Source organism: Paeniglutamicibacter kerguelensis, from assembly GCF_017876535.1.
GTDB lineage: Bacteria > Actinomycetota > Actinomycetes > Actinomycetales > Micrococcaceae > Paeniglutamicibacter > Paeniglutamicibacter kerguelensis.
Map to the genome: position 1 here is coordinate 3,975,770 of NZ_JAGIOF010000001.1, position 21,620 is coordinate 3,997,389.

The 21,620-nt window shown below is 64.4% G+C and carries 16 protein-coding genes; 2 read left to right on the forward strand and 14 right to left on the reverse strand.

Annotated features, from left to right (window positions below):
• Positions 1-6 precede the first annotated feature (6 nt).
• The 8 genes from JOF47_RS18100 to JOF47_RS18135 form a co-directional block, all read right to left on the reverse strand.
• Positions 7-2,154, reverse strand: coding sequence for an acyltransferase family protein (locus JOF47_RS18100; protein ID WP_210001024.1), 2,148 nt, complete (start codon positions 2,152-2,154; stop codon positions 7-9).
• Between the two features lie 305 nt (positions 2,155-2,459).
• Positions 2,460-5,210: a hypothetical protein gene (locus tag JOF47_RS18105; protein ID WP_210001025.1), complete on the reverse strand. Its 2,751-nt coding sequence runs from the start codon at positions 5,208-5,210 to the stop codon at positions 2,460-2,462.
• Between the two features lie 1,642 nt (positions 5,211-6,852).
• Positions 6,853-8,133: a M18 family aminopeptidase gene (locus JOF47_RS18110; protein WP_210001026.1), complete on the reverse strand. Its 1,281-nt coding sequence runs from the start codon at positions 8,131-8,133 to the stop codon at positions 6,853-6,855.
• A gap of 81 nt (positions 8,134-8,214) precedes the next feature.
• Positions 8,215-8,379, reverse strand: coding sequence for a hypothetical protein (locus tag JOF47_RS18115; RefSeq protein ID WP_210001027.1), 165 nt, complete (start codon positions 8,377-8,379; stop codon positions 8,215-8,217).
• A gap of 7 nt (positions 8,380-8,386) precedes the next feature.
• Positions 8,387-9,103 (reverse strand): response regulator, encoded by a 717-nt coding sequence (locus tag JOF47_RS18120; RefSeq protein WP_210001028.1) that lies wholly within the window; start codon positions 9,101-9,103, stop codon positions 8,387-8,389.
• Positions 9,100-10,425 (reverse strand): sensor histidine kinase, encoded by a 1,326-nt coding sequence (locus JOF47_RS18125; RefSeq protein WP_245356418.1) that lies wholly within the window; start codon positions 10,423-10,425, stop codon positions 9,100-9,102. Before JOF47_RS18125 ends, JOF47_RS18120 begins: the two co-directional genes overlap by 4 nt.
• 31 nt (positions 10,426-10,456) lie before the next feature.
• Positions 10,457-11,320: an ABC transporter permease gene (locus tag JOF47_RS18130; RefSeq protein WP_245356419.1), complete on the reverse strand. Its 864-nt coding sequence runs from the start codon at positions 11,318-11,320 to the stop codon at positions 10,457-10,459.
• Complete coding sequence (locus JOF47_RS18135) at positions 11,317-12,267, reverse strand: ABC transporter ATP-binding protein (protein WP_210001030.1); 951 nt, start codon at positions 12,265-12,267, stop codon at positions 11,317-11,319. The genes JOF47_RS18130 and JOF47_RS18135 overlap by 4 nt, the downstream gene beginning before the upstream one ends.
• Positions 12,268-12,852: 585 nt before the next feature.
• On the opposite strand from JOF47_RS18135, the gene JOF47_RS18140 reads away from it, so the two are divergent.
• A complete protein-coding gene (locus JOF47_RS18140) occupies positions 12,853-14,334 on the forward strand; it encodes a purine-cytosine permease family protein (RefSeq protein ID WP_210001032.1) in 1,482 nt (493 codons plus the stop codon).
• Between the two features lie 487 nt (positions 14,335-14,821).
• On the opposite strand, the gene JOF47_RS18145 is transcribed toward JOF47_RS18140, so the two are convergent.
• Positions 14,822-15,490 carry a response regulator gene (locus JOF47_RS18145; protein ID WP_245356420.1) on the reverse strand — a complete coding sequence of 223 codons (669 nt, stop codon included), beginning with the start codon at positions 15,488-15,490 and terminating at the stop codon, positions 14,822-14,824.
• Entirely contained in the window at positions 15,478-16,701 is a 1,224-nt protein-coding gene (locus JOF47_RS18150; protein ID WP_210001034.1) for a sensor histidine kinase, read from the reverse strand. Before JOF47_RS18150 ends, JOF47_RS18145 begins: the two co-directional genes overlap by 13 nt.
• Before the next feature lie 132 nt (positions 16,702-16,833).
• Between JOF47_RS18150 and JOF47_RS18155 the strand changes: the two genes are divergently transcribed.
• Positions 16,834-17,829 (forward strand): CPBP family intramembrane glutamic endopeptidase, encoded by a 996-nt coding sequence (locus JOF47_RS18155; RefSeq protein WP_210001035.1) that lies wholly within the window; start codon positions 16,834-16,836, stop codon positions 17,827-17,829.
• Positions 17,830-17,873: 44 nt separating this feature from the next.
• Here the strand turns inward: JOF47_RS18155 and JOF47_RS18160 are convergent, their stop codons facing one another.
• The 4 genes from JOF47_RS18160 to JOF47_RS18175 all read right to left on the reverse strand — a co-directional run bounded on the left by JOF47_RS18160 (position 17,874) and on the right by JOF47_RS18175 (position 21,464).
• Entirely contained in the window at positions 17,874-18,314 is a 441-nt protein-coding gene (locus tag JOF47_RS18160) for a hypothetical protein (RefSeq protein WP_210001036.1), read from the reverse strand.
• Between the two features lie 56 nt (positions 18,315-18,370).
• Positions 18,371-19,006: a response regulator gene (locus tag JOF47_RS18165; RefSeq protein ID WP_210001037.1), complete on the reverse strand. Its 636-nt coding sequence runs from the start codon at positions 19,004-19,006 to the stop codon at positions 18,371-18,373.
• Positions 18,999-20,312, reverse strand: a complete 1,314-nt coding sequence (locus JOF47_RS18170; RefSeq protein WP_342592835.1) for a sensor histidine kinase — start codon at positions 20,310-20,312, stop codon at positions 18,999-19,001. Before JOF47_RS18170 ends, JOF47_RS18165 begins: the two co-directional genes overlap by 8 nt.
• 282 nt (positions 20,313-20,594) lie before the next feature.
• Entirely contained in the window at positions 20,595-21,464 is an 870-nt protein-coding gene (locus tag JOF47_RS18175; RefSeq protein WP_210001038.1) for a class I SAM-dependent methyltransferase, read from the reverse strand.
• Positions 21,465-21,620: the final 156 nt, after the last annotated feature.

A 21,620-nucleotide genomic window follows, 5' to 3' on the forward strand; every position in this document is an offset into this window, starting at 1 on the left:
CACGGGTCACCGCACGTCGTCGTTCAGCCCGTCGGCATGCAGCATCGCCTCGATCCGGATGCCGAAAACCGGGGCAAGGGTGCGCATGTAGGTGTCGGAGACGTGGTGCCCGTCCCGGTACACCAACACGTTCCCGATCACGGCCGGGCAGAATCCGCGGACACAGAACTGGTCGGAGAAATCCAGTACGCCGACCCGCGGCTCGCGTTCGGCCGCGGCGAGGGTGGAGTCGTTGGCTTCGAAGGCCTTGGACGCCGGGGCACCGCAGGATTCCAGTTCCTCCGGGTGCAACGCCACGCAGTCCCGTGCATAGGACTTCGTCCCGGGGCGCGGGGTGTCGATAATCGGGTAGACCTTGATGCCAGCATCCTCAAGCTGGCCCCAGTAGTCGGCGAAACCCTCGGCGGCACCCTTTTCGAAGACGGACCCGGCCCAGTGGCTGGTCACCACCGCATCCACGATTCCACGGGAGACGATCCGCTTCAAGGTGTCCTCGTTGGCCTGGTGGCACGAAATGCTGCCGTTCTTCTCGGCGGTGCGCTCGGCGGCGGTGAACGGGCAGGAATTCTTCAGATAGGTCAACAGCGTCCAGCCGTGTTCCTTGGCGGTGGCCTCCAGCGCCCGGTACCAATGCGTAGCGTGCGAGTCGCCCACCAGGGCAATGGTCAGGGACCCGTCCGCCGCACCCGTGGTGCATTCAAGGGTGACCCGGGAACGCGGTTTTTGGACGCACTCGCCCAGGTGCGGCAGGTCATGCTCGGCGTCGGCGGGGACCGGGACGATCTGCTTCACGCCCCGCAGGTAGGGCGGCGCGCCGGCGGGCACCGAGGCGGCACCGAACCCGGGCGGAGGTGCGGCGAGCAGGGTGGCGGCCGTACCTTCCTGCGCGACGGTGTCACGTTGGGCCAGGGGCCCGGGGGCCAGTGACATCGCCGCGACCAGTCCGACCACGATCACCCCGATGCCCAGGGTCCGCCACTTTGAGGAAGCCAGCGGCGCCAGGGAACGCACCGGGGTTTCGATCCAGCGGTGGCTGGCCCCGGCGAGCAGCAACGACAGGGCCAGCAACCCGATCCCCTGGGCCGGGCCCGGCTCGCTGCCGGAGAAGTGGAGGAAGAAGATGAGCACCGGCCAGTGCCACAGGTACAGCGAGTAGGACACGTTGCCCACCCATTGCACCGGGGGAAGTTCGAGGATCTTTTGCGGGGCGAACGGGCCTCGGGTCTCCCCGGCCATGACCACCGCCAGGGTTCCGGCCACCGGCAGCGCCGCGGACAGACCCGGGAAGGGCGTGGCCGAACCAAAGCCAAAGGCCGCCGCCGCGATGGCGGCAAAACCGCTCCAGGCTAGCGCGGTGCGGGCTCCGGCAGCATGGAACCAGCGGCCGTTGCCTCGTTCAAGACCAGGTCCGGACGGGGCGAGCAGCAGTGCCAGCAGGCCGCCGGCGGCCAGTTCCCAGACACGGGCCGGGGTGACGAAATAGGCGGCCGGATTCCCTGAGCCCACCAACACCATCGAGTATGCCAGCGAGGCGACGATGACCGCACCGAAGACCAGCAGGAGCGCGATGCGTGGCAACCCTCCGGCGGTATCCTCGCGGCCCGCGCGCTCCCGGGCCAGGGAGCCCAACCGCAGTCGCACCCACAACCTGCCCAGCCACACGGCCAGCAACACCAGCAGCGGCCAGGCCAGGTAGAACTGTTCTTCGACCCCGAGGGACCAGAAATGGTGTAGCGCCGTGGGTTCGGTGTCGGCCGCAAGGTAGTCCACGGAGGCGGCGGCCAGCACCCAGTTTTCCACCGAAAAGACGGCGGCCAGGGCCGCAGTCCCCACGGCTTTCCACTGCGTGGCGGGCAGAAAGGCCAGAGTTGCTCCCAGCACCGCAATGATCACCGCAACCGCGGCGGGCAGGATCCTGCGCACCCGCGCGGCCCAGAACCCCGGCAGGTCGATGCGGCCGGACGTGCGAACCTCGCGCAGCAGGTGCCCGGTGATCAGAAACCCGGAGATCGCAAAGAACACGTCGACCCCGATGAATCCGCCGGGGACCAGTTGCGGGGCGAAATGGTAGCCCGCCACGAGCAACACCGCGACGGCGCGCAGCGCCTGGACCTCTGGCAGGACTCGGCGCGGAAGCTTCGGTTCGGCGGTCATACCGCGAGCAAAGCACGCCGGGATGAACAGCGGGTAAAGCGTCCAGGCCGGGAGCTGCAGGCGGGTGCCTGCCACTGCCCGGCCGGAGGCTTGGTCCCGCTCCCCTATATACGGCGTGCAGACTCCGGATGAGACCTTAATGCTGTCAAGAGAGGTCGTCCCGGCATCGCCGGACGGTCGCGCCCGAGGAGCAAAGGGGCGCTGCTATACCTTGGGTGGTCCCGCTGTCCGCAACGCGACGGGAACAGGCAGAAGCGCCCCGGGCCAATGTGCCAGGGGCGCTTCCGTGGATAAAACCGGTGTTGCTAGAGGCCCAGCTTGTCTGCCAGATCGTCCACCAGGTTGTCGGCAGCGATCAGAGCAGTTTCCGCCGTGGCCACAGCAGCGGTAGCCACTCCGGCTGCTGCAACTGCGTCTGCGTGTGCATTCTGGGCTGCGGTGCTAAGTGCGGCGAGCGGTGCCAAGGTGGTTGCGGCCCCGGTCTGGATGAACTTTGCGACCTGCAGTTCCCCATCCTTGGCATTCTTGGTAGCCAGCGTGCTCTGCTCGGTAGCAGCCAGCGGGACAATGGCGTTTGCCAGACCCGGGAGGCTTGCCACGACGCCAGCCTTGGCTGCTTCGTCGCTAGCAACTACGGCTTCAGCAGTCTGGATGGCAGCCGTGTTGGCGTCCAGTGCGGCCTTGGCCTCGTCGCGCTTGACCACTGCGGCCTTGGCTACGTCGTCGGCAACCTCGGCCTCATCCTTGGCGTCGTCGAGCTCAATGGCCAGCTCATCGACGTTGGTCTTTGCATTGCCAGCCGCAGTCTTTGCAGCGGCAACAGCGTTCACCAATGCAGGGTCGACATCGGCCGCGGCGACAGCCGCGTTGTGGGTGGTGGTGGCCTTGGAGAGGGACACCGCGTCGGCGGTCGCCTTGGCGGTCGCAGCCTGGTTTGCGGTCTCCAGAGCCGGAACCAATGCCTGGGCGTCGATCAACTTGGTCGCCAGTGCGGCCAACTCGCTTTCACGCGTGGCCTCGATGGCCACCGCATCGTTTGCGGCGGTCTGCTTGGTGGTGACGTCCGTGCGCGCATCGGCAGCAGCCGTCACAGCGGTGCCGTGCTCGGTAGTTGCCGTGGTCAGGTTGTTGTTGGCCGTGGTCAGCTCTGCCAAGGCAGCGTCCCTGGCCGTAACGAGGGCCGGGTTAAGGGGGTCGGCCGCTAGTGCGGTTTCCGCGGCGCTGAGGTCGGCCTGCTTCTGATCCTTGATCGTCGAAGCGGCGGCCTTCGCACCGAGTTTGGTTTCAACAAGCGCGTCAGCGTCGACAACTGCAGTCTTGGCTGCGGCAAGGGCATTCGCGGTAGTGGTGACGACGGCCTCCGCGTTGTCGACCTGGGTCTGCTTGGCGGCCTTGTCAGCGGTCAAGTCGGTAACCGTTGCCTTGGCCTTGTTCAGGTCGTCGGTTGCCTTCGCAAGGGCGCTGTTCGAAGCGTCCGAGACAGTCTTGGCGGCGTCGAGGGCGGCCTTCGCGTCGGTGACTGCCTTGAGTTCTTCCGGCGTCGCTGCGGCAGCTAGCAATGCGGCCTCGGCGGCGGCCACTGCCTGGTCGGCCACTACCTGGGCATCAACGGCTTCGTCGTACTCATCCTGCGCGTCGGCCAGGATGCCGTTGGCGTTATTCAGAGCGGTGTTGGCGGTGTTCCACTTGCCCAATTCGGTGTTGGCGGTGGTCGTGAGGCCTGCCGTCTCACCCTTGAGCGTCACGATCGCAGCCTTCTTGGCAACGATGTTGGCCGTCAGGTTGTCGACCAGGGTGTTGGCATCGGAAAGGTTAGTCTCTGCGACCGTGAGGGCATCCTTGGCGGCCTTGTGGGCTGCGACGGCGGTGTCGTATGGGCCCTGCGCGGCGGCTACGAGGCCATCGGCGTTGTCCTTGGCCAACTGGGCAGGCGCGGCGTTCGCTACGGCGTCGTCGAAGGCAGTTTTCATTGCGGTGACGGTCAGTGCCGCACCTGCGCTGGCGATCTTGGCGTCGGTGACGGCCGTCTCGGCCTTGAAGAGGTCAGTCACAGCCTTGCGGTAGTCGGCAGCGTCCTTCTTGGTCTGCTCAGCATCGGCAAGATCCTGGGCAGCCTTGTCTGAGGCAGCCTTGGCATCGGCGACGGCCTTGTCAGCGGCAGCCTTGTCAGCGGCGGCCTTGTCAGCGGCGGCCTGGGCCTCGGCGATCTGGGCGTCGGAAGCGGCCTTGTCTGCGGCAGCCTTCGCGGCGAGCACGTCGGCCTCGGCGGCGGCCTTGTCGGCGGCAGCTTTCGCGGCGACAGCCTTGTCGGCGGCGACCTTGGCCTCGGCGGCGGTCTTCGCGGCGGCGGCCTTGTCGACGGCAGCCTGGGCGACAGCGGCCTTGGCCTCGGCGGTGGCCTTAGCGGCGGCAGCCTTATCCTCGGCTGCCTTTGCGGTTGCAGCCTTTGCTGCTGCGGTCTCTGCCTCTGCCGCAACCTTCTCTGCGGCGGCCTTCGCTGCTGCGGTTGCCTTGTCTGCGGCAGTCTTGGCAGCTGCAGCCTTCACTGCGGCGGCCTTGGCGGCAGCGGCTTTCGCATCTGCGGCCTTGGATGCAGCGGCGGCCTTGGATGCGGCGGCCTTGGCGGCCTTGACAGCCTTCTGGGCTGCAACCTTGGCCTTGGCCGAAGCCTTCTTAGCTGCGGCCTCGGCCTTCTTCAGCTTCGACTTAGCGGAGGCTTCTGCCTTGTCGGCTTTTTCGGCCGCGGACTTGGCTTCAGCAGCTTTCTTGTCTGCGGAGACCTTGGCCTTCGCTGCAGCATCGGATGCAGTGTTTGCGGCTGCAGCCTTGACTGCTGCGGCCTTGTGCTGTGCGGCCTTGGCCTGCGCTGCAGTGATCGCGGTGTTCGTCGGGGTTGAGTATCCCGCCAGCTGGATGTTGTGCGCCGTCGGCGCAGTCGCCGATCCTGCGGCCGGACTGGAAGCAGAAGTGCAACCCGTCAGGGCAAGCGATGCCAGAGTGGCAAACGATGCTACGGCCAGTACTGCCTTATTACGCTTGGGCGTGCTGTAGTTCAAGAGATACTCCATCGAGTTAAAAAGGATTTCGAACAAAAAAAGATGAGCGGATGTGTCCTGAAAGGATTAGCGATCAGGCCCCAACACAATGAACCGCTCCGAGTTTTAGACACTCATTTTTAATGATTTCGAGGTACCAAAGAACTTGATTTTTCTTGAATATTTTTCAAATTCCCCCGGTACAACACACTGTAACTCAAGCGATCAACGCTTTGGCAAAAACTGCTGAAGAGGCCAAGAGCTTCCGGCAAACAAATTATTAACAATATGAAGAATTGTTCAACAATCGATAACCGTGCGTTGAACTGTTTTTAATCCACGGACAAGTATTTATCAATTCGATGGCGCTCAAATGCTTGAATTTTCAAGGTTATTTTGGGTTTTTCTGCGAAGTGGCCCCGAGGTTCAAACAGAGCCACTTTCCGCTGAGTTACCGCAACGGCCGGAGCAATTCACCCTCCGATTCACCCTCCGATTCACCCTCCGATTGCCCGGAGAATTTCCGCGTCATCTTCGGGTCACAATCGACAGACTTAGCCCCGGATGCCCCTGGGCCCGGTTTCGTGGGGCGCGAGCAACCTCTGCGTGGGTTGGCCAAAAGGGCCTTCCGTGGCATCGCCTGGCGATGCAGAGCGCCGCGACGCCTGATATTTGTTCAGGGGCATTCCGAATGGTTTCCAGTCGAAAAATGATCATAAAAAACTAGACAGTGAACTGTTTCACAGGGCAATGCGCATCCACTCTGGTAACTGCGCCCCGGTACACACTCGGCGTCCTCTTCGGGTCGGGAAAGGTGCGTATTCGGGAAGGGCTTCGGTGCAATCGGCGCGTTGCAATCCTCGACCTGTCCGGGATGCAAGTGTTCGCATTTTCTCGCAGACACGCGGCGCAAGTTGTCCTCCGGATGGAAACCTCCGCGTTCACCGCATGGTGCCGCCAGCTCAGGACCACGAAAAAATCGATGGCAGGCATGGTGTGTCCACGGCGCACCGTGCCTCGGACAGCAAGAAGCACCAAGGGCGAAAACGGGTCTTCCGTTGCCGGTGACCCGCCGCAGGATCGCGGCCTGCGCCAAGGAACACTGCGGCAACCCGGTGTCGGTTCGCATGGGATCTGGAACGGCAACGAACCGTCGGCGCAGCAACCAGGCCTGTGGCGGCTGCCTGAAAGCACAACCTGCCGCGTTCGTCATAGCGCCCTCAAGGCCATTCGATGCGCGGCCAGGCGATTTCGCGACCTTGAGAACCACTGACTCGGCTCACACATGGCCGGCGGCGACCAGTAGCCCTCCCGAACCAATGAGCAACTCGTGCTGCCGAAGTCCGGAGAGTCGGCAATTCACGCGACGCACCATCTTGAGAACTTCGAACGTGACAGTTCCGAGACGGAGCGCTATCGAGTGCGGGTTTCGCCATCTCGAAAATGCCCAGCCTATCTTCGGGATGGAAGCCGCCCTATGGTTCTGCTCCTCGGCATCGGCTGACCGCAGACCTGGATTCCCCTGCGGCTTGCCGGGCCCTGTTCCAGGGCCCGGCGTGTACTGCGAAATCCCGACCAGCACGGCCACCTGGGACCGGGAAATGTCGGGGTTTCATGTGGCCCTCCGGCGCCGTGTTGTCTGGCACCGGAGGGCCACGCGGTACTAGGCCGAGAAGAAGCCGCCCGCAACCTTGGCCAGGCGCAAGGGATCCTCGACGCCGCACAGCTCGCGGGCCGAGTGCATCGACAATAGCGGGATGCCCACATCAACGGTGCGGATACCCAAGCGGGTGGCCGTCAGCGGGCCGATGGTGGAGCCGCAGGGCATCTGGTTGTTGGACACGAACTCCTGGTACGGAACCCCTGCCTGCTTGCAGAGCGTCGCGAAGAGTGCGGCCCCCACGGCGTCGGTGGCGTAACGCTGGTTGGCGTTGATCTTCAGCAGCGGGCCCTGCCCCAGCAGCGGGCGGTTTGCCGGATCATGGCGGCCCGCGTAGTTGGGGTGCACCGAGTGCCCGGCGTCGGCCGAGAGGCAGAATGAATCGGCATAGGCGCGGTTGCGGTCCTCGGTGTTGGCACCCAGTCCGTGGCCGATGCGCTCGAGCACGTCCTGCAGGAACGGGCCGCAGGCGCCCGAGCGGGAGGCGGAGCCGATTTCCTCGTGGTCGAAGGCCGCAAAGAGGGCAATGTGGTCGCCGCTGCCGGTTGCGGCGTGCTCGATCATGGCAACCAGCGAGGCATGCACCGAGGAAAGGTTGTCCAGCCGCCCGCTGGCGAAGAATTCGTTGGAACCGCCAAAGACCTCGCCGCGCTGCGCGTCGGCGATGACCACGTCGTAGCCGCCGACCTGTGCCGCGTCGACGCCGGCGGATTCCGCCAGCACGGCCAGCACGTCGGCCTCGTCCGGGTTGCCGATGCCCCACACCGGGTTCATGTGGACCTGCTTGTCCAGGGTCAGCCCGTCGTTGACAGCGCGGTCCAGGTGGATGGCGAGCTGCGGGAAGCGCAGCATCGGTGCGGTGCGGGCCAGCACGGTGCTGCCGTCGGCCATGGCCAGGCGCCCGGCGAGCAGCAGTTCGCGGTCCAGCCAGGAGTTCAGCAGCGGGCCGCCGTAGACCTCGACCCCTGCCTGCAGCCAGCCGTACGCACCGGTGGTCGGCTTGGGCTTGAGCTTGAAGGAGGGCGAGTCGGTGTGTGAGCCCAGGATGTGGAAGCCGGTGGTTGCGGTTGCCGATTCGGGCTGCACCCAGGCGATGATCGCCCCGTCGCGGACCACAAAGTACTTGCCGGCCCCCAGATCCCAGGATGCGCGCTCATCGAGTCCGGTGAAGCCGGCCTCGGCCAGGCGACGGGCCGATTCTGCCGCCGCGTGGAAACTGGAGGGAGAGGCCGCCACAAAGGTAGCGAGGTCGTTGACGTGGTCAAGTGCTGCTGCACTGGGCATGGGGGCGTTTCCTTGTGTCGTTGGGCCCGAAAGGCCGTTGGTATCAAGATTCGCGGAGCCGCCGGGAACAGCGGCCGGCCGCTAGATGCGGGTGCGAAGAACCGCTGTCACCAGTGAAAACACTCCAAGAACGATGCTAGCCCACCCGGCGAGCGGCCAGCCGAACACCGAAAGCAGGAAGGCCCCCGCGACCAGCAACACCACGGCCAGCAGCAGCCACGGGCTGCGCAACAATTCGCTGTTCATTGGCGGCCTAGTAGTCCAGTCCCTGGCTGGGGATGACAAGGCCCGTCTCATAGGCGTAGACGACGGCCTGGACGCGGTCGCGCAGGTGCAGCTTGGTCAGGATCCTTCGCACATGCGTCTTGACGGTTGCCTCCGAGAGGAAAAACCGGTGCGCGATTTCGGCGTTGGAGAGCCCCTCGGACATGGCTCCGAGCACCTCCAGCTCGCGCGGGGTCAGGTCCTCGAGCAGTGGGTCGCGTTCCGGCGCGGGGGCCGCGCCGCGGGCCGGGGACGCCGAGCGCACGTAGGTTTCCAGCAGCCTGGCGGTGACCCGTGGTGCGACGACCGCGTCGCCGCTGGCCACAAGGCGCACGGCGTTGACCAGCTCCTCCGGGGCGACGTCCTTGAGCAGGAACGCGGAGGCGCCCGCCTGCAGCCCGGAGAACGCGTATTCGTCCAGATCGAACGTGGTCAGGATGATGACCTTGGTGCCGCAAAGCTGTTCGGCGATGCGCTTGGTCGCCTCGATGCCGTCCATGTTCGGCATGCGCACGTCCATGAGCACCACGTCGGGTTTCAGCTCCAGCGCCATCTTCACGCCCTCGGCACCGTCGGAGGCCTCGCCGAGCACCTCAAGGTCTTCCTCGCCCTCGAGGATGAGCCGGAACCCCATGCGCAGCAGTGGCTGGTCATCGACCAGCAGCACGCCGATCCGGGGTTTTTGCGTGGTTTCTTCTGGATTCATGATTCGGTCCTGGTTTCGGTGGTCGGGGTGGTGACGGCAGCCGTATTCGCGCCGGCTGCCGGATGCGGGAGTTTCAGGGTGGCGACAACGCCCCAGCCGCCTTCCGTGGACGGGCCGGCGGTCAGCGTGCCGTCAAAGAGCGCCGCGCGCTCGCCCATGCCGCGGATGCCCTGGGCGGAGCCGACGGCCTCGCGCCTGCCGCCCTGCTGGGTCCCGTCGTCGTTGACCCGGATGGACACCTCGTCGCCATTGCGTTCGACCAGCACGCCGACCCGCGTGACGTTGCGGCCGTAGCGCAGCACGTTGGTGAGGGATTCCTGGATGATCCGGTAGACGGTCAGCTGGAAGGTCGCGTCCTTGGGAAGCGGAGGGCCGGATTGGGTGAAGCGCAGGGGCAGGCCGGCCACCGTGAACCCCTCCAGCATCTTTTCCATGGAGTCCACGGCCGGCTGGGGTTCAAGCGAGGCATCGTCGCCGGTGCGCAGCACGCCGATGACCCGGCGCATGTCCGCCAGCGCGTGCCGTCCGGTGGCGGAGAGTTCGGCAAGCACCTCGCCGGCCCGTTGCGGGTCGCGCTTGAGCACCACGGATGCGCCGTCGGAAAGGGCGATCATCACGGAGAGCGAGTGGGCCACGACGTCGTGCATCTCGCGGGCGATCCTGTTGCGTTCGCGCACCTGGGCGAGGGTCTGCACGCGCACCGCCCAGTTGTTCAGTTCGGCCTCGTGCAACCTGTGGTTTCGCACCGCCGAACCGATCGCCACGAACACCACGTTGGAACCGACCAGGAAGGCCACGCCGATGATTGTCAGCACGGCCCGGCCGCCGACATCGGCCAGGAATTGTTGGTCCTCGGGGGAATCGGTGAACATGCCGGGGATGCCGATCACCACGAAGATCAGGCCCTGCAGCGCGCTGATCAGGATGGTGAGGATGAACATGCGCCTGGCGGCGTATTGCGTGGAGGCCGTGTAGAGCGCGATCCACAGGCCGGTGCTGCTGCCCAGGTAGGAGGAATCCAGGAGCGTTGCGGCGCTGTCGGTCACCGCCACCAGGATCAGGATGGCCATGGGCCAGCGGCGCCTGAAGTACAGCACGAACCCGGTCACGACCAGCAGCGCCACGGTCGGCCAGTGGGCGCTCAGTGCCGAGTCGATGATGCTCGGCAACGACAGCAGGAAGTACAGCAGCACCACTGCCGCGTCGACCCCGCGTGGCTTGCGGCGCATCAGGGAACGAAGGCGTCCCACGCGTTGGGCCGAAAGCTCGTCGAAGGAGACCTCCGGGGTTCCGGCGGCCTCCTTCGACAGGTTTTCGCTCATGCTCCGAGCCTATCCAGTGCTTGCCCCGAATCTAGATATCGCGGCGCTGAAGCACCAACGCGGCGGCCGCCAGCGGGATGATGATCCATGCCGCGACCACCAGGCCGGACTGCCAGGTTTCGAGCATGTCCTCGCCGCCGGGAGCCTGCATGAGTGCGCTTGCTGCGCGGTCGGGCAGGAAACGGACGGCGTCGGCCACCCAGTCCACGAAACCCTGCAGGATGTTCGTGGCGATCGGCAGCACGAAGAAGATCGCTGCCAACACCACGATGCCGCCGGCCGAGTTGCGCATCAACGTACCAAGGGACAGGCCGATCAGGGCCACCATGACCACGTACACCACACCGAACCACAGGTTGCGCTGGAAGGTGTCGGAAGCGAACTCGAGCGGCATATTGTACTTTTCCGCGATCGGCTTGGAAACCGCGTATCCCAAAAGGATCGATACCAGGGCTACCGCTGCGGAGACAAGTGTCGTCATCAGGACCTTGGCCCAAAAAACGGGCTGGCGCGTGGGGACCGCAACGAAGGTCGAGCGGGCGGAGCCCGTCGCGAACTCGGAGCTCATGACCATGACGGCCAGCGCTCCGATGATCAACTGGGCGAAGGTGATGCCGCTGGCGGGCAACGATGCGGTCAGCTCGTTGATGTCGCCCATCTGGGCTGCCATTTCCGGCGAAGAGTTCATCGCGCCCAGGGTCGCTCCAATGCCCCAGGTGCTCAGGGCGGCAAAGCCCACCATGACCACGATCGTGGAAAGAACCAGGACCAGGGTGGAGGGCAGGGACGTGAACTTGATGAATTCGCCGCGCAGCACGCCGGCGAAGGTCAGCTTCCCGTTTCCCGCGGCTCCGGGAACCGACGACCGGGGTCGGGTCATGGCTTCGGTGCTCATTTCAGGCCCTGCTTTCCGTTGGCGCTTGCTGCCAGTTCGTTTCCCAAATGGGAGTGGTATTCGACTTCGTCTTGGGTCAGCGACATGTAGGCGTCCTCCAGCGACTGCTGGATCGGGGTCAATTCATGGAGCAGGATCTGGTGGTCCAGTGCGCGCCGGGCAATCATCCTGGAATCCAGCCCCACCACCTGGACGGTCTCGGCATCCACGCGGGTCAACTGGACGTGCTCGGCGGCCAGCGCGTTCATGAGGGAATCGACGTGGTCGGTCTTGACCCTGCTGGTGGGCAGGCTCCGCCCCTCGATGATCTGCTCGATCGGTGCATCCGCAATGATGCGGCCGCGCCCGATCACGATCAAGTGGTCGGCGGTCAGCGCCATTTCACTCATCAGGTGGGAGGAGATGAACACTGTCTTGCCCTGGGCGGCCTGGTGCCGCGCCAGGTTGCGCACCCACTGCACGCCCTCCGGGTCCAGCCCGTTGACCGGCTCGTCGAGGATCAGCGTTTGCGGATCCCCCAGCAGCGCCACGGCGATGCCCAGTCGCTGACCCATGCCGAGGGAGAATCCGCCGACCTTCTTCCTGGCGACCGCGCCAAGACCTGTCAGTTCGATGACCTCGTCGACCCGGGAGTTGGGTATCGAGTGTGTTGCCGCCAGGGCCCGCAGGTGGGTGCGGGCGCTGCGGGACTTGTGGACGGACTTGGCTTCCAGGAGGGCGCCCACCTCGCGCAGCGGCGCCGAGTGCTCGGCGTACTTGCGTCCGTTGACCGTGACCGTGCCGGCCGTTGGCCGATCCAGTCCGACGATCATGCGCATGGTGGTGGATTTTCCGGCGCCGTTCGGGCCAAGGAAGCCCGTGACCTTGCCGGGTTGGACGGTGAAGGAAACACCGTCGACCGCTTGTTTGGTGCCGTAGGCTTTCGCCAATGCTTCAGCTCTGATCATGGCTTCAACGCTACGGAGGATTCGCTTCCCCGTCACCGCCCCAGCGGATGATCTTGGATGAGCGAATCGTCAATCTTTTGGCGTACGGGTAAACCCCTAAGCGGTGCCCCCAAGGCGCATCTGCCGGAGAATAGCCCGCGGCCGCAAGACAGCAGTTATGCAAAGAAGTACGAGGAGACCGACACAAGCCTCAACGCCCGGACCACGCTTCCATGCCATAACCCCGCCCAAATGGCGCATGGAAATTCCATCAACAAGTTTCATGAATCACGCATGCGACTCTGCCCGAGCCATGGACATTTGTATAGGCGACGAGGTCCTTTGTAGTCATTTTGCGGCTATTCACAATGATGTGGGTCACGAATGATTGGGGTACTTACCTCCCGGTCAGCGAAAACACTCAAATGAGATCAACAATCCATCTTGTTGACGTCACCCCACGGACATGATTCCGCAAAGCCCTGGCTTCCTAGCCTCACCATCTCCGGGTTCGACCCTCCGGGGTTTTCCTGTCCCACCAAGTCGGCATACACCCCGATTAAGAGACCACCACGAAAAACGGCAAGCAACTGGAGGATTCCCACTGTGACCGCACATCAGCACGTCAGCTCCGGCAACGAAGTCCATTCCGGAGACTATGAAGCGTCTCTTCAACCGATTCCAGAATCGGCGCGTACTCAAAAAGTGTCGGGTCAATTCTGGATCTGGGCCGGCGCCAACTTGGCGCCAATCAACTGGGTACTGGGGGCGTTCGGCATTCATCTGGGCCTTGGGCTCGGTGACACCGTCTTCGTTCTCGTTTTGGGGAACCTGATCGGCATGCTGCTGTTCGGGTGTTTTGCCTTGCTCGGTCAGCAAACCGGCGCAACGGCCATGGTGCAGTCCCGGGCCGCGTTCGGGCGCCGCGGAAACTACATTCCTGCAGGAATGCAAGCCCTGTTGGTCATTGGGTGGTGTGCGGTGAACACGTGGGTCATTTTGGATCTCGTGATGGCCCTTTTCGGCACGCTTGGATGGGTTGATCCAGACGCGGAAAACCACGCCTGGAAAATTTGTGTCGCCGCCGCCATCATGGCCACCCAAGTGGCAATTGCATGGTTTGGCTACAAGGCAATCGCGACCTTTGAGCGCTGGACCGTGCCACCCACTCTCGTCATTCTTGCTGTCATGTCGGCTGTGGCGTGGTTCGGCCTGGATATCGATTGGTCATATGCGGGTCCCCCGGGGCAAATCCTCGAAGGAGCCGACCGGGTAGCAGCGATGAGCGCCGTCATGACCGCCATCGGCATCGGCTGGGGAATTACTTGGTTCACCTACGCCTCAGACTACTCACGGTTTGTCAGCACCTCGGTACCCAAACGCAAGCTGTACATTGCCTCGGTGCTAGGTCAGTTCATCCCGGTTGTCTGGCTAGGTATCCTCGGTGCAAGCTTGGCAACCAATAGCGGTCAGATCGATCCGGGCAAGCTCATCGTCCAAAACTTTGGAGCGCTGGCTCTCCCCGTGCTCTTCATGGTTCTGCATGGCCCGATCGCTACCAACATCCTCAACATTTACAGCTTTTCAGTAACTACCCAGGCTCTGGACATCGCAATCAGCCGACGAAAACTTAACCTCTTCGTTGGGGTCCTCTCGTTTATGGCCGTGATCTTCTTTATCTTCCAGGATGACTTTGCATCAGTGCTTGACTCTTGGCTCATCGGCCTCGTCGGATGGGTGGCCGCTTGGAGCGGCATCATGCTGGTTCACTTCTTTTGGCTGGAAAGGAAGTGGCCGCGTCGCACAGACCGCCTGTTCGCGGCTCCCGATGATCACAAACTTCCTGTCGTGAATTGGGCCGGAATTACGTCCCTCCTGCTCGGCGTTGTCGCTACATGGCTGTTCATGTACGGAATGGTGCCGCAGATGCAGGGCCCGATAGCTACGGCGCTTGGCGGGTGGGACTTCTCCTGGCTCGCCGGAGGACTGACCAGCGCTGCCAGCTATGCGATGCTGGGTCGCCGAGTCCATCAACGGTCCAATTCCGACTCGGGTCACCTGGAAGAACCAAAAGTGAATCTGTACTGAACACGAAAGTCGAGATCATAGGGGCTGGCTGGGCTCCTGAGGTTTCTTCGCGTTGCCGCTGGTCGGTTGACGTGATCACGATGCCGGCTTCCAGGACCACCAGGTCATGGACTTGGAACAGCGCCAGCGCAGGGTACCCCCGGCAACGTCGGTACACCGGTTCGCCGATGACGAATAGTGTTTGCCCGTTGGGTGGCCCATGGCGGAAGACTATGGGCCACCCAACGGGGGGCGAAAATATGGTGACCGGCGAACGACGCGTGGCGGACTGCTACGTATGCCCCGGGGAAAAGATCATCACGGAACCGGCACGCGAGTAGTTTTGCACCCGTAAGAAAGGCGCATTCTGCCATGTGGCGCGGAAGCGCCTCACTTGTGTGGGAGTTGTTGGAATGGCGCCTTATTTGAGGAAGCCCTTCGGCCTCTGAACCAGGATCACACAGCCCAAGATGGGAGGATCCTGCGGTCCTGCCACTGCCGTCCCGCACTAGGTCGTTTCCGATTCATACACGCAGATGGCCACCTGCACGCGGTTCTCCGCATCCAGCTTCTCCAACACCCTGCCGATGTGAGTCTTGACCGTGGACAGGCTGATGAAGAGCTGCTCGGCGATCTCGGAGTTCGACAGCCCCCGTGCGATTGCGGTGGCGATTTCGCGTTCGCGCTCGGTCAGCTGGCCCAGTTTTTCCAGGGCACCGAGCCGTCGGGCGTTCGGCGGGGTTGGACTTGCGGCGTCGATCAGTGTGCGGGTCACGGATTCGGAGAGCATGGTGCGTCCACCGGCCACCGCATGGATCGCACTGACCAATTCGGTGGGCACCGTGTCCTTGAGCAGGAACCCGCTCACCCCCATCTTGAGCGCGGTGAACACCATTTCGTCGACGTCGAAGGTGGTGAGCACCAGGATCTTGAGGTCCGGGCGATGTTCGAGGAGCCGCTGGCTGGCGCTGATCCCATCCATCCGCGGCATGCGGATATCCATGAGGACCAAGTCCGGGTTGAGAATCCTGACCGCGGAAAGGGCCTCCATCCCGTCGGAGCACTCCCCCACGATTTCGATCCCCGGGTCGCCCTCCAAGATCATCCGCAGCCCCACGCGCACCAGGTTTTCGTCGTCGACCAGCAGCACCCTGATGCGCCGCATTACTTCTGCCATGGCATCCATGCCTTCAACACAAACTTTCCATTGTCCTGACGCTCGACGACAAGGTCGCCGCCTGCCAGTCGCACGCGTTCCTGCAGCCCCGTCAGGCCCAGTCCGGAACACGGCATCGAAGTCTGCAGCTCCCCGGTCGCGGGCAAGGGAACGTGGTTGCTCAGTTGAACGTGGACCTTCCGCCCGGGCTTTCCCGCCAGACACAACTCGACCTCGGCGCCCGGGGCGTGCCGCAGGGCATTGGTCAGCGCTTCCTGGATGACTCGGTAGAGGTGTCGACTCGTGGATTCCGGCAGCAGCGCCATGCGCTCCTCGAACCCGGGGCTCATGGACAGGACCACCTCAGTACCTACGGAACGGCCCTGTTCCAACAGCTCCCGAAGCTGCCCCAACGTCGGCTGCGGCCTGGCATCCTCATCGACAAACAACGTGTTGGGGTCGCGCAGCATGCCCAGCACCTCGCGCAATTCGCCCAATGCCAGGTGAGTGTTCTCCCTGATCACCGTTGCGGTCCCGCGGGTGGCTTCGCGCGAAAGGTCGGTCCGGTACTCCAAGGCACCGGCGTGCAAGGCAACCAGCGAGAGCCTGTGTGCCAAGACATCATGCATTTCCCGTGCGATCCGGGTTCGCTCATCCGCCCGGGCCGTATGGATGTGCGCCTGATTCTCACGTTCGGCGCTCCGGGCCTGGTCGCGCAGGCTCTGAAACAACTGCCGACGGCCTCCGATGTAGAGCCCGGTGAGCACTATGACGCCAATGAAGAGACCGTTGTAGACCAGAGCCTCCCACCACGCGATGGGTTCAGGTCCCGGCAACAATTTGTCGCCCGCAATCGAACAGACCGCGAGGAGAAGCGAGATTCCGGCGATCTCGTATGGTTTGCGTCGCGTGGCCAGAGAGATGACGGCCATCGCGCAAACCCCTGCGGACAAGACCGAGAATGTAGATAGAACGACGATTGCCACAACCACCGGCAACGGGTAGCGGTGTCGCAAAGGGTAGAGCAGGATTGTCGCGATGCCACAGACCACATCGAGCAGAATCAGCAGATCCATGTGGATTACGTAGTTGGTCGGGTCCGCGAAATACGACTCGTAGACCAGAAAAAAGCCGACGACACCGGAAGTGATTCCCACGATCAACCGCCACGAATGTTCCCAAATGGTCCGCAGTGCTGAGGGCCGTGGATAGGCAACGATGTCAGTGGTCATTTATCCAATGCTACCGACGGCGCACGTCCCGGGGCATCGGCCAAAAGGACCAACCGATTTCCCGACTGATCAGGTGCAAAGATCCTCCTTTGGGTACACGATTAAGATGCGCCCTTGGTAAAGAATGGTCGTATGAGCAGCTATCCCGAGTTCCCGGTTCCGCCCGGAGGCGCACCGCACCCCGGCAACATGTACCCCGTGTATCAGCCGGCCGAGCTTCCGCCGGCAGAACCTCTGCCTTACCACCGGCTCTCAAGGACGTACCCCGTGTACCGCTGGTGGAAACCAGTGGTGGTCGGCCTGATCGCGCTCGGGCTATACATCGGCATGACGTTCCTGCTGATGCTCGCCTTGCTCATTGCCACCCTCGGCAGCACCTCGCTGGAAAGCTCCATGGAAGAGTCGCTTGGGGCGCTGGAAAGCATGGACATGAGCGATCCGCTGACGTTTGCGTTCACCATGCTCTCGCTGATCCTCATGATCCCCTCACTGTTCTGGGCCACACGCATCATGAACTTCCAGAAGGTGGGGATGCTGACCTCGGTGCGCGGAACCATGCGCTGGGGCTGGCTTGGAATCTGCATGGCCGTCGCTTTCGGCGTTCTGGTTCTCAGTTTCGGAATATCAACGGTGCTGGACCTGATCCAGGGATTCCCCTTCGAACCCGATTTTTCGGGCCCGGACATGTGGACGCTGCTGCTGCTGACCATCCTGCTGGTGCCATTCCAGGCTGCCGCCGAAGAGTACGTCTTCCGCGGCTACTTCATGCAGCTCATTGGCGGCTGGCTGCGCCACCCGGCATTCGCGATCCTGTTGCCCATCCCGTTCTTTGTGTTCGGGCACCAGTACGACATCTACGGACAGCTCGATGTGGCAATGTTTGCGCTCGTGGCCGGCTGGCTGGCTTGGCGGACCGGCGGACTGGAAGCAGCCATTGCCCTGCACGTCATCAACAACTCGGTCATCTTTGCCATGGGTGCCATCGGTTTGGTTGACGTCAACGCAACCGAAGGGAACCTGGGCAGCCTGCTGCTGTCGGCTTTCACCACGGCCATCTTCGTGGTCGCGATTGTGAAGCTGGCCGACAAGCGGAAGATCGAGCGGTTGAGTTTCTCGCCTGCCGCATAGTTGCGCATCCTGCGCTGAATTCTGACAGCCGGCGCCGGAGGGCCCTACCAACCCGTCATGACGGGGAAGTCCACGGCCAGGAGGGTTTCCTCCGGAAGCATCAGGATGCCCGCGGCATCGAGCTCCGAAACACCGATCCTTTCGGTGTTGCCGGGACGAACGGTTCCCTCGGGATTCCAGGTGCGCACGACGCAGACCCGGCTGGTGAAACGGGCGTGCCCGGGCAGTTCCCGGAGCCAGGCCGCGTAATCCTCCGGACCGGGCACATCGGATCGCAATTTCCCTTCGCCGTATCCGACGGCCGAGCCGCAATCGCACATGTTCAACGGCAGCGTGAAGGCGACGGCCGTCCTGCCGACCAGCTCCGGGGCGTCGATCCGCAGCGGGCTCACCCGGGGCTCCACGCCGAGCCGCCCGCGGGTCCAGTCACGGAACCCCGGCGTGTAGGCGGCGTGGTTGATCGTCCACAAGACGGTTGAGCACATGCCCACATCCTCGCATGCCACGGTGCCGATTGCCCGCGCCATGGCCGCACTCGAGGCTAGCGGATCAGCCGGTTGCCGCGCGCCCTGTCGATGGCGGCGGTGCGGTTGTCCACGCCGAGCTTGTCGTAGATGTGGATCAGGTGGGTCTTGACCGTCGACTGGGAGATGAACAGTTCCTGGGCAATTTCCTTGTTGCTCTGCCCGCGGGCCAGCAGCTGCAGCAGCTCGAGTTCGCGCGGGCTCAGGTCGGTGTTGTTGGCGCGCGCCTCCGGGGTAATCCGGGCGGCAATGCCGGCGGAAAGCACCTGTTCACCCTTGGCCGCCGACTCGACGGCGGCAAGCACGTCGGCCAGCGGGGCATCCTTGAGCAGGTAGCCGGCGGCCCCCGCATCCAGCGCCGCACGGATGTCCGCGTCCGAGTCGTAGGTGGTGAGGATCAGCACCGGCGGCCCGTCCTGCGCGCGGATCCGGGAGGTGGCGGTGACCCCGTCCATGCCGTCCATCTGCAGGTCCATCAGCACCACGTCGACGCGCTGGCCCAGCGTTTCAAGGCGCGCCAGCTGGGCCAGCGCCGCCGCTCCGTCGGAGGCCTCGGCCAGCACGGTGAGCCCGCCCTGTTCGGTGAGCACCGCGCGCAGGCCGGCACGCACCACCGGGTGGTCATCGACCAGCAGGATCTTCAGTTCAGGCATGGTTCTCTCTTTCCGTTCCGTTCCAGGGGATGCGCACGGCCAGAACCGTGCCCTCGCCCGGGGCCGACTCGATGTCCAGGGTGCCGTCCAGCAACGCCAGGCGCTCGCGCAGGCCGGCCAGGCCGAATCCGGTGCCGTCCGCCCGCGGCTCGCGGGGAAGTTCGTCCAGGTCCATGCCCCTGCCGTCGTCGAACACGTCAAGCGTGACGGCGTCGGGCAGGTAGCCCAGGCTGAGCACCGCGTGCGATGCCCGGGCATGGGAGGCGACGTTGGCCAACCCGCACTGGGCCGCGCGCCACAGCGCGGCGGAGACGGGGGACGGCAGGGCCGCGGCCGGGCCGTCCTGCTTGAAGACAACCTCGAAGCCCTGGCCCGCCGCCTCCGCCGTGCGTTCGGTGGAGGCGCACAGCCTGCGCAAGCGCCCGGCCAGTCCCTGGGCCCCCGTCTCCTCGCCGGTGAGGTCGCGAACGAAGTCGCGGGCCTCGGCCAGGTTTTCCGCGGCCGTGGCGCCGATGGTTTCAAGGCGCTCGGCGGCCGCCGCGGTGTCCCCCGCGGCCAGCGCGGCGCTGGCCGAGCGGGAGACCAGCACGATGCTGGAGAAGCCCTGGGCCAGGGTGTCGTGGATTTCGCGGGCCAGCCGGGTGCGTTCGGACAGGGTGCCGGCGCGGTGCTGTTCCTCCGCGAGCGCGGCCCGGGTGGCCCGCAATTCAATGAGCGCGCGGCGCTGGTTCACGCCCTCGGTGTACAGCGCCCGGTAGGCCATGCCCATGACCACGGCGAAGATCGCGCCGACCACCGGCCCGATCACCTGGGGTGCGCTCAGCGAGCCCGAGTGGAAGGCGCCGGCGCCGATCACCACGGCGGTCAGCAGGGTCACGGCGATCAGCGAGTGCCGGGGTCCCAGGATGTGCAGGTGCAGGAAGAAGAGCGGGAACGCCAGCCAGGAGTAGTCGGCATTCAGGTACATCAGCAGCAGCCAGAGCACCACCACCCCGCCGAGCCACCATTTGGCCCATTGCACGGTGCTTGGAGCACGGCCGCCGAAGTGGCGTTTTTCGGCGATGGTCCCGACCAGGTACAGGGCCGCTAGCAGGCCGGTGAGGATGATCGCCAGCAGCCGCCGGCCCAGCGATTCCTCGGAGACCATCATGCGGACCAGCCCGACGCCAAGCAGCGCGGCGAAGCCCACGTGGAGCCCCACGCGCAACACCCGAAGCACCAGGTCCCCGGCCGAGGCCGGCAGCTGGTCGGCATCCGCAAGGGTGTTGCCGGGGCTTGTCAGGTCATCGGGGTTGCTGGTCTTCACAGCTCCAGCGTAGCGCCGCTCCGGTGCTCACCGGATCCACCGAACGGTTGAGTCCGGTTGCAGCAACGACCTGAGTCCTCGGCTCGATCGACACCGTCTGGGCAGTCGCGCTGCCGCAGGTCGCCCGGTCGGTGGCGTTCGGCATGCGTTCCTGCAGCACACGCACACCGGTTGCCCCATCGCGAGCCGGGATTCGTCCTCATCGACGGCGAACAGAAACCGACCGGCCTCGTTGCGGTACTCCCGCCGCAGTACCGGTATCCACGGCCAGGATCGATCTGCTCATCGCGGCACCGGCTTGTGACCCCACCCGATGTTCAGGGGCGCGGTCAGGACGGCGAACGGCCCGTCCGCCGCCCGTTCCCGGATCATCCCGTCGAGGACGTCCCGCACGACTGCCTGTTCCCCCTCCGACACCTCGCTGAGGATCATTCCGACGACCGGGTTACTGTGGCACATCCACTTCCAGCATGCCGAACCCGAGTCGAATTCGACCCGCTCCCGAAACGAGGTGTCCACCTCGACCGCGCCCAGCCCGGCCGTTGTGAGCCGGTCGCGCAGGACGCCCGGATCCGATACCTGGAACTCCAACGGCGGAGGTTCCGGCAGTCCCTCGAAGGCGGGCACGACGGTACGAAGGGCCGAGATGAAGAACTGCAACGCCTCGAACTCGGTCGGGGACCCGTAGGCCACGATGAGGACCCGACCGCCGGGCTTGGTCACCCTCACCATTTCACGCAGGGCCAATGGCTGGTCGGGAACCAGCATCACACCGAACTGGGAACCAGTCACGTCATAGGAGTCGTCTGCCACGGTCAACGCGTGCGCATCCATGACCCGGGCTTCGGCGTTGTGGAGCTTTTCGGCGCGGATCCGCGCCTGGAACTGCGAGACCATTGCCGGTGCCCAGTCTGTGGCGAGTACGCTCGCGCCGAGCCGCGCGGCGGCCAGGGCGAGGCCGCCCGGGCCCGCGGCGACGTCCAAGAAAGCCTCCCCGCGGGTGAGCCCGACCAGGCGCAGTGCCTCGCTCGAGAAGAGCTGCTCCCCGGGTGCCACGAACCTAGCGTACCCGGCCGCGATTTCGTCCCAGGCCGCCGGGGGAGCAATTTCCGCGTGATTCGCGGAACCGGGTGCCTCATGATTCGTCTTCATCGGAGTGTTCCCTTGTATCGGTTGGTTGGGGTACATCAAGCCAACCACCGACCGTGACCGCGCCGCATCGGTCAATCTGCGTACTTCTGCGAGTGCGGTATCGGTCAAACTCCCGATGGTGCGGCTGGCCCGGTGGCGCAAGGACGGCTCACAGGC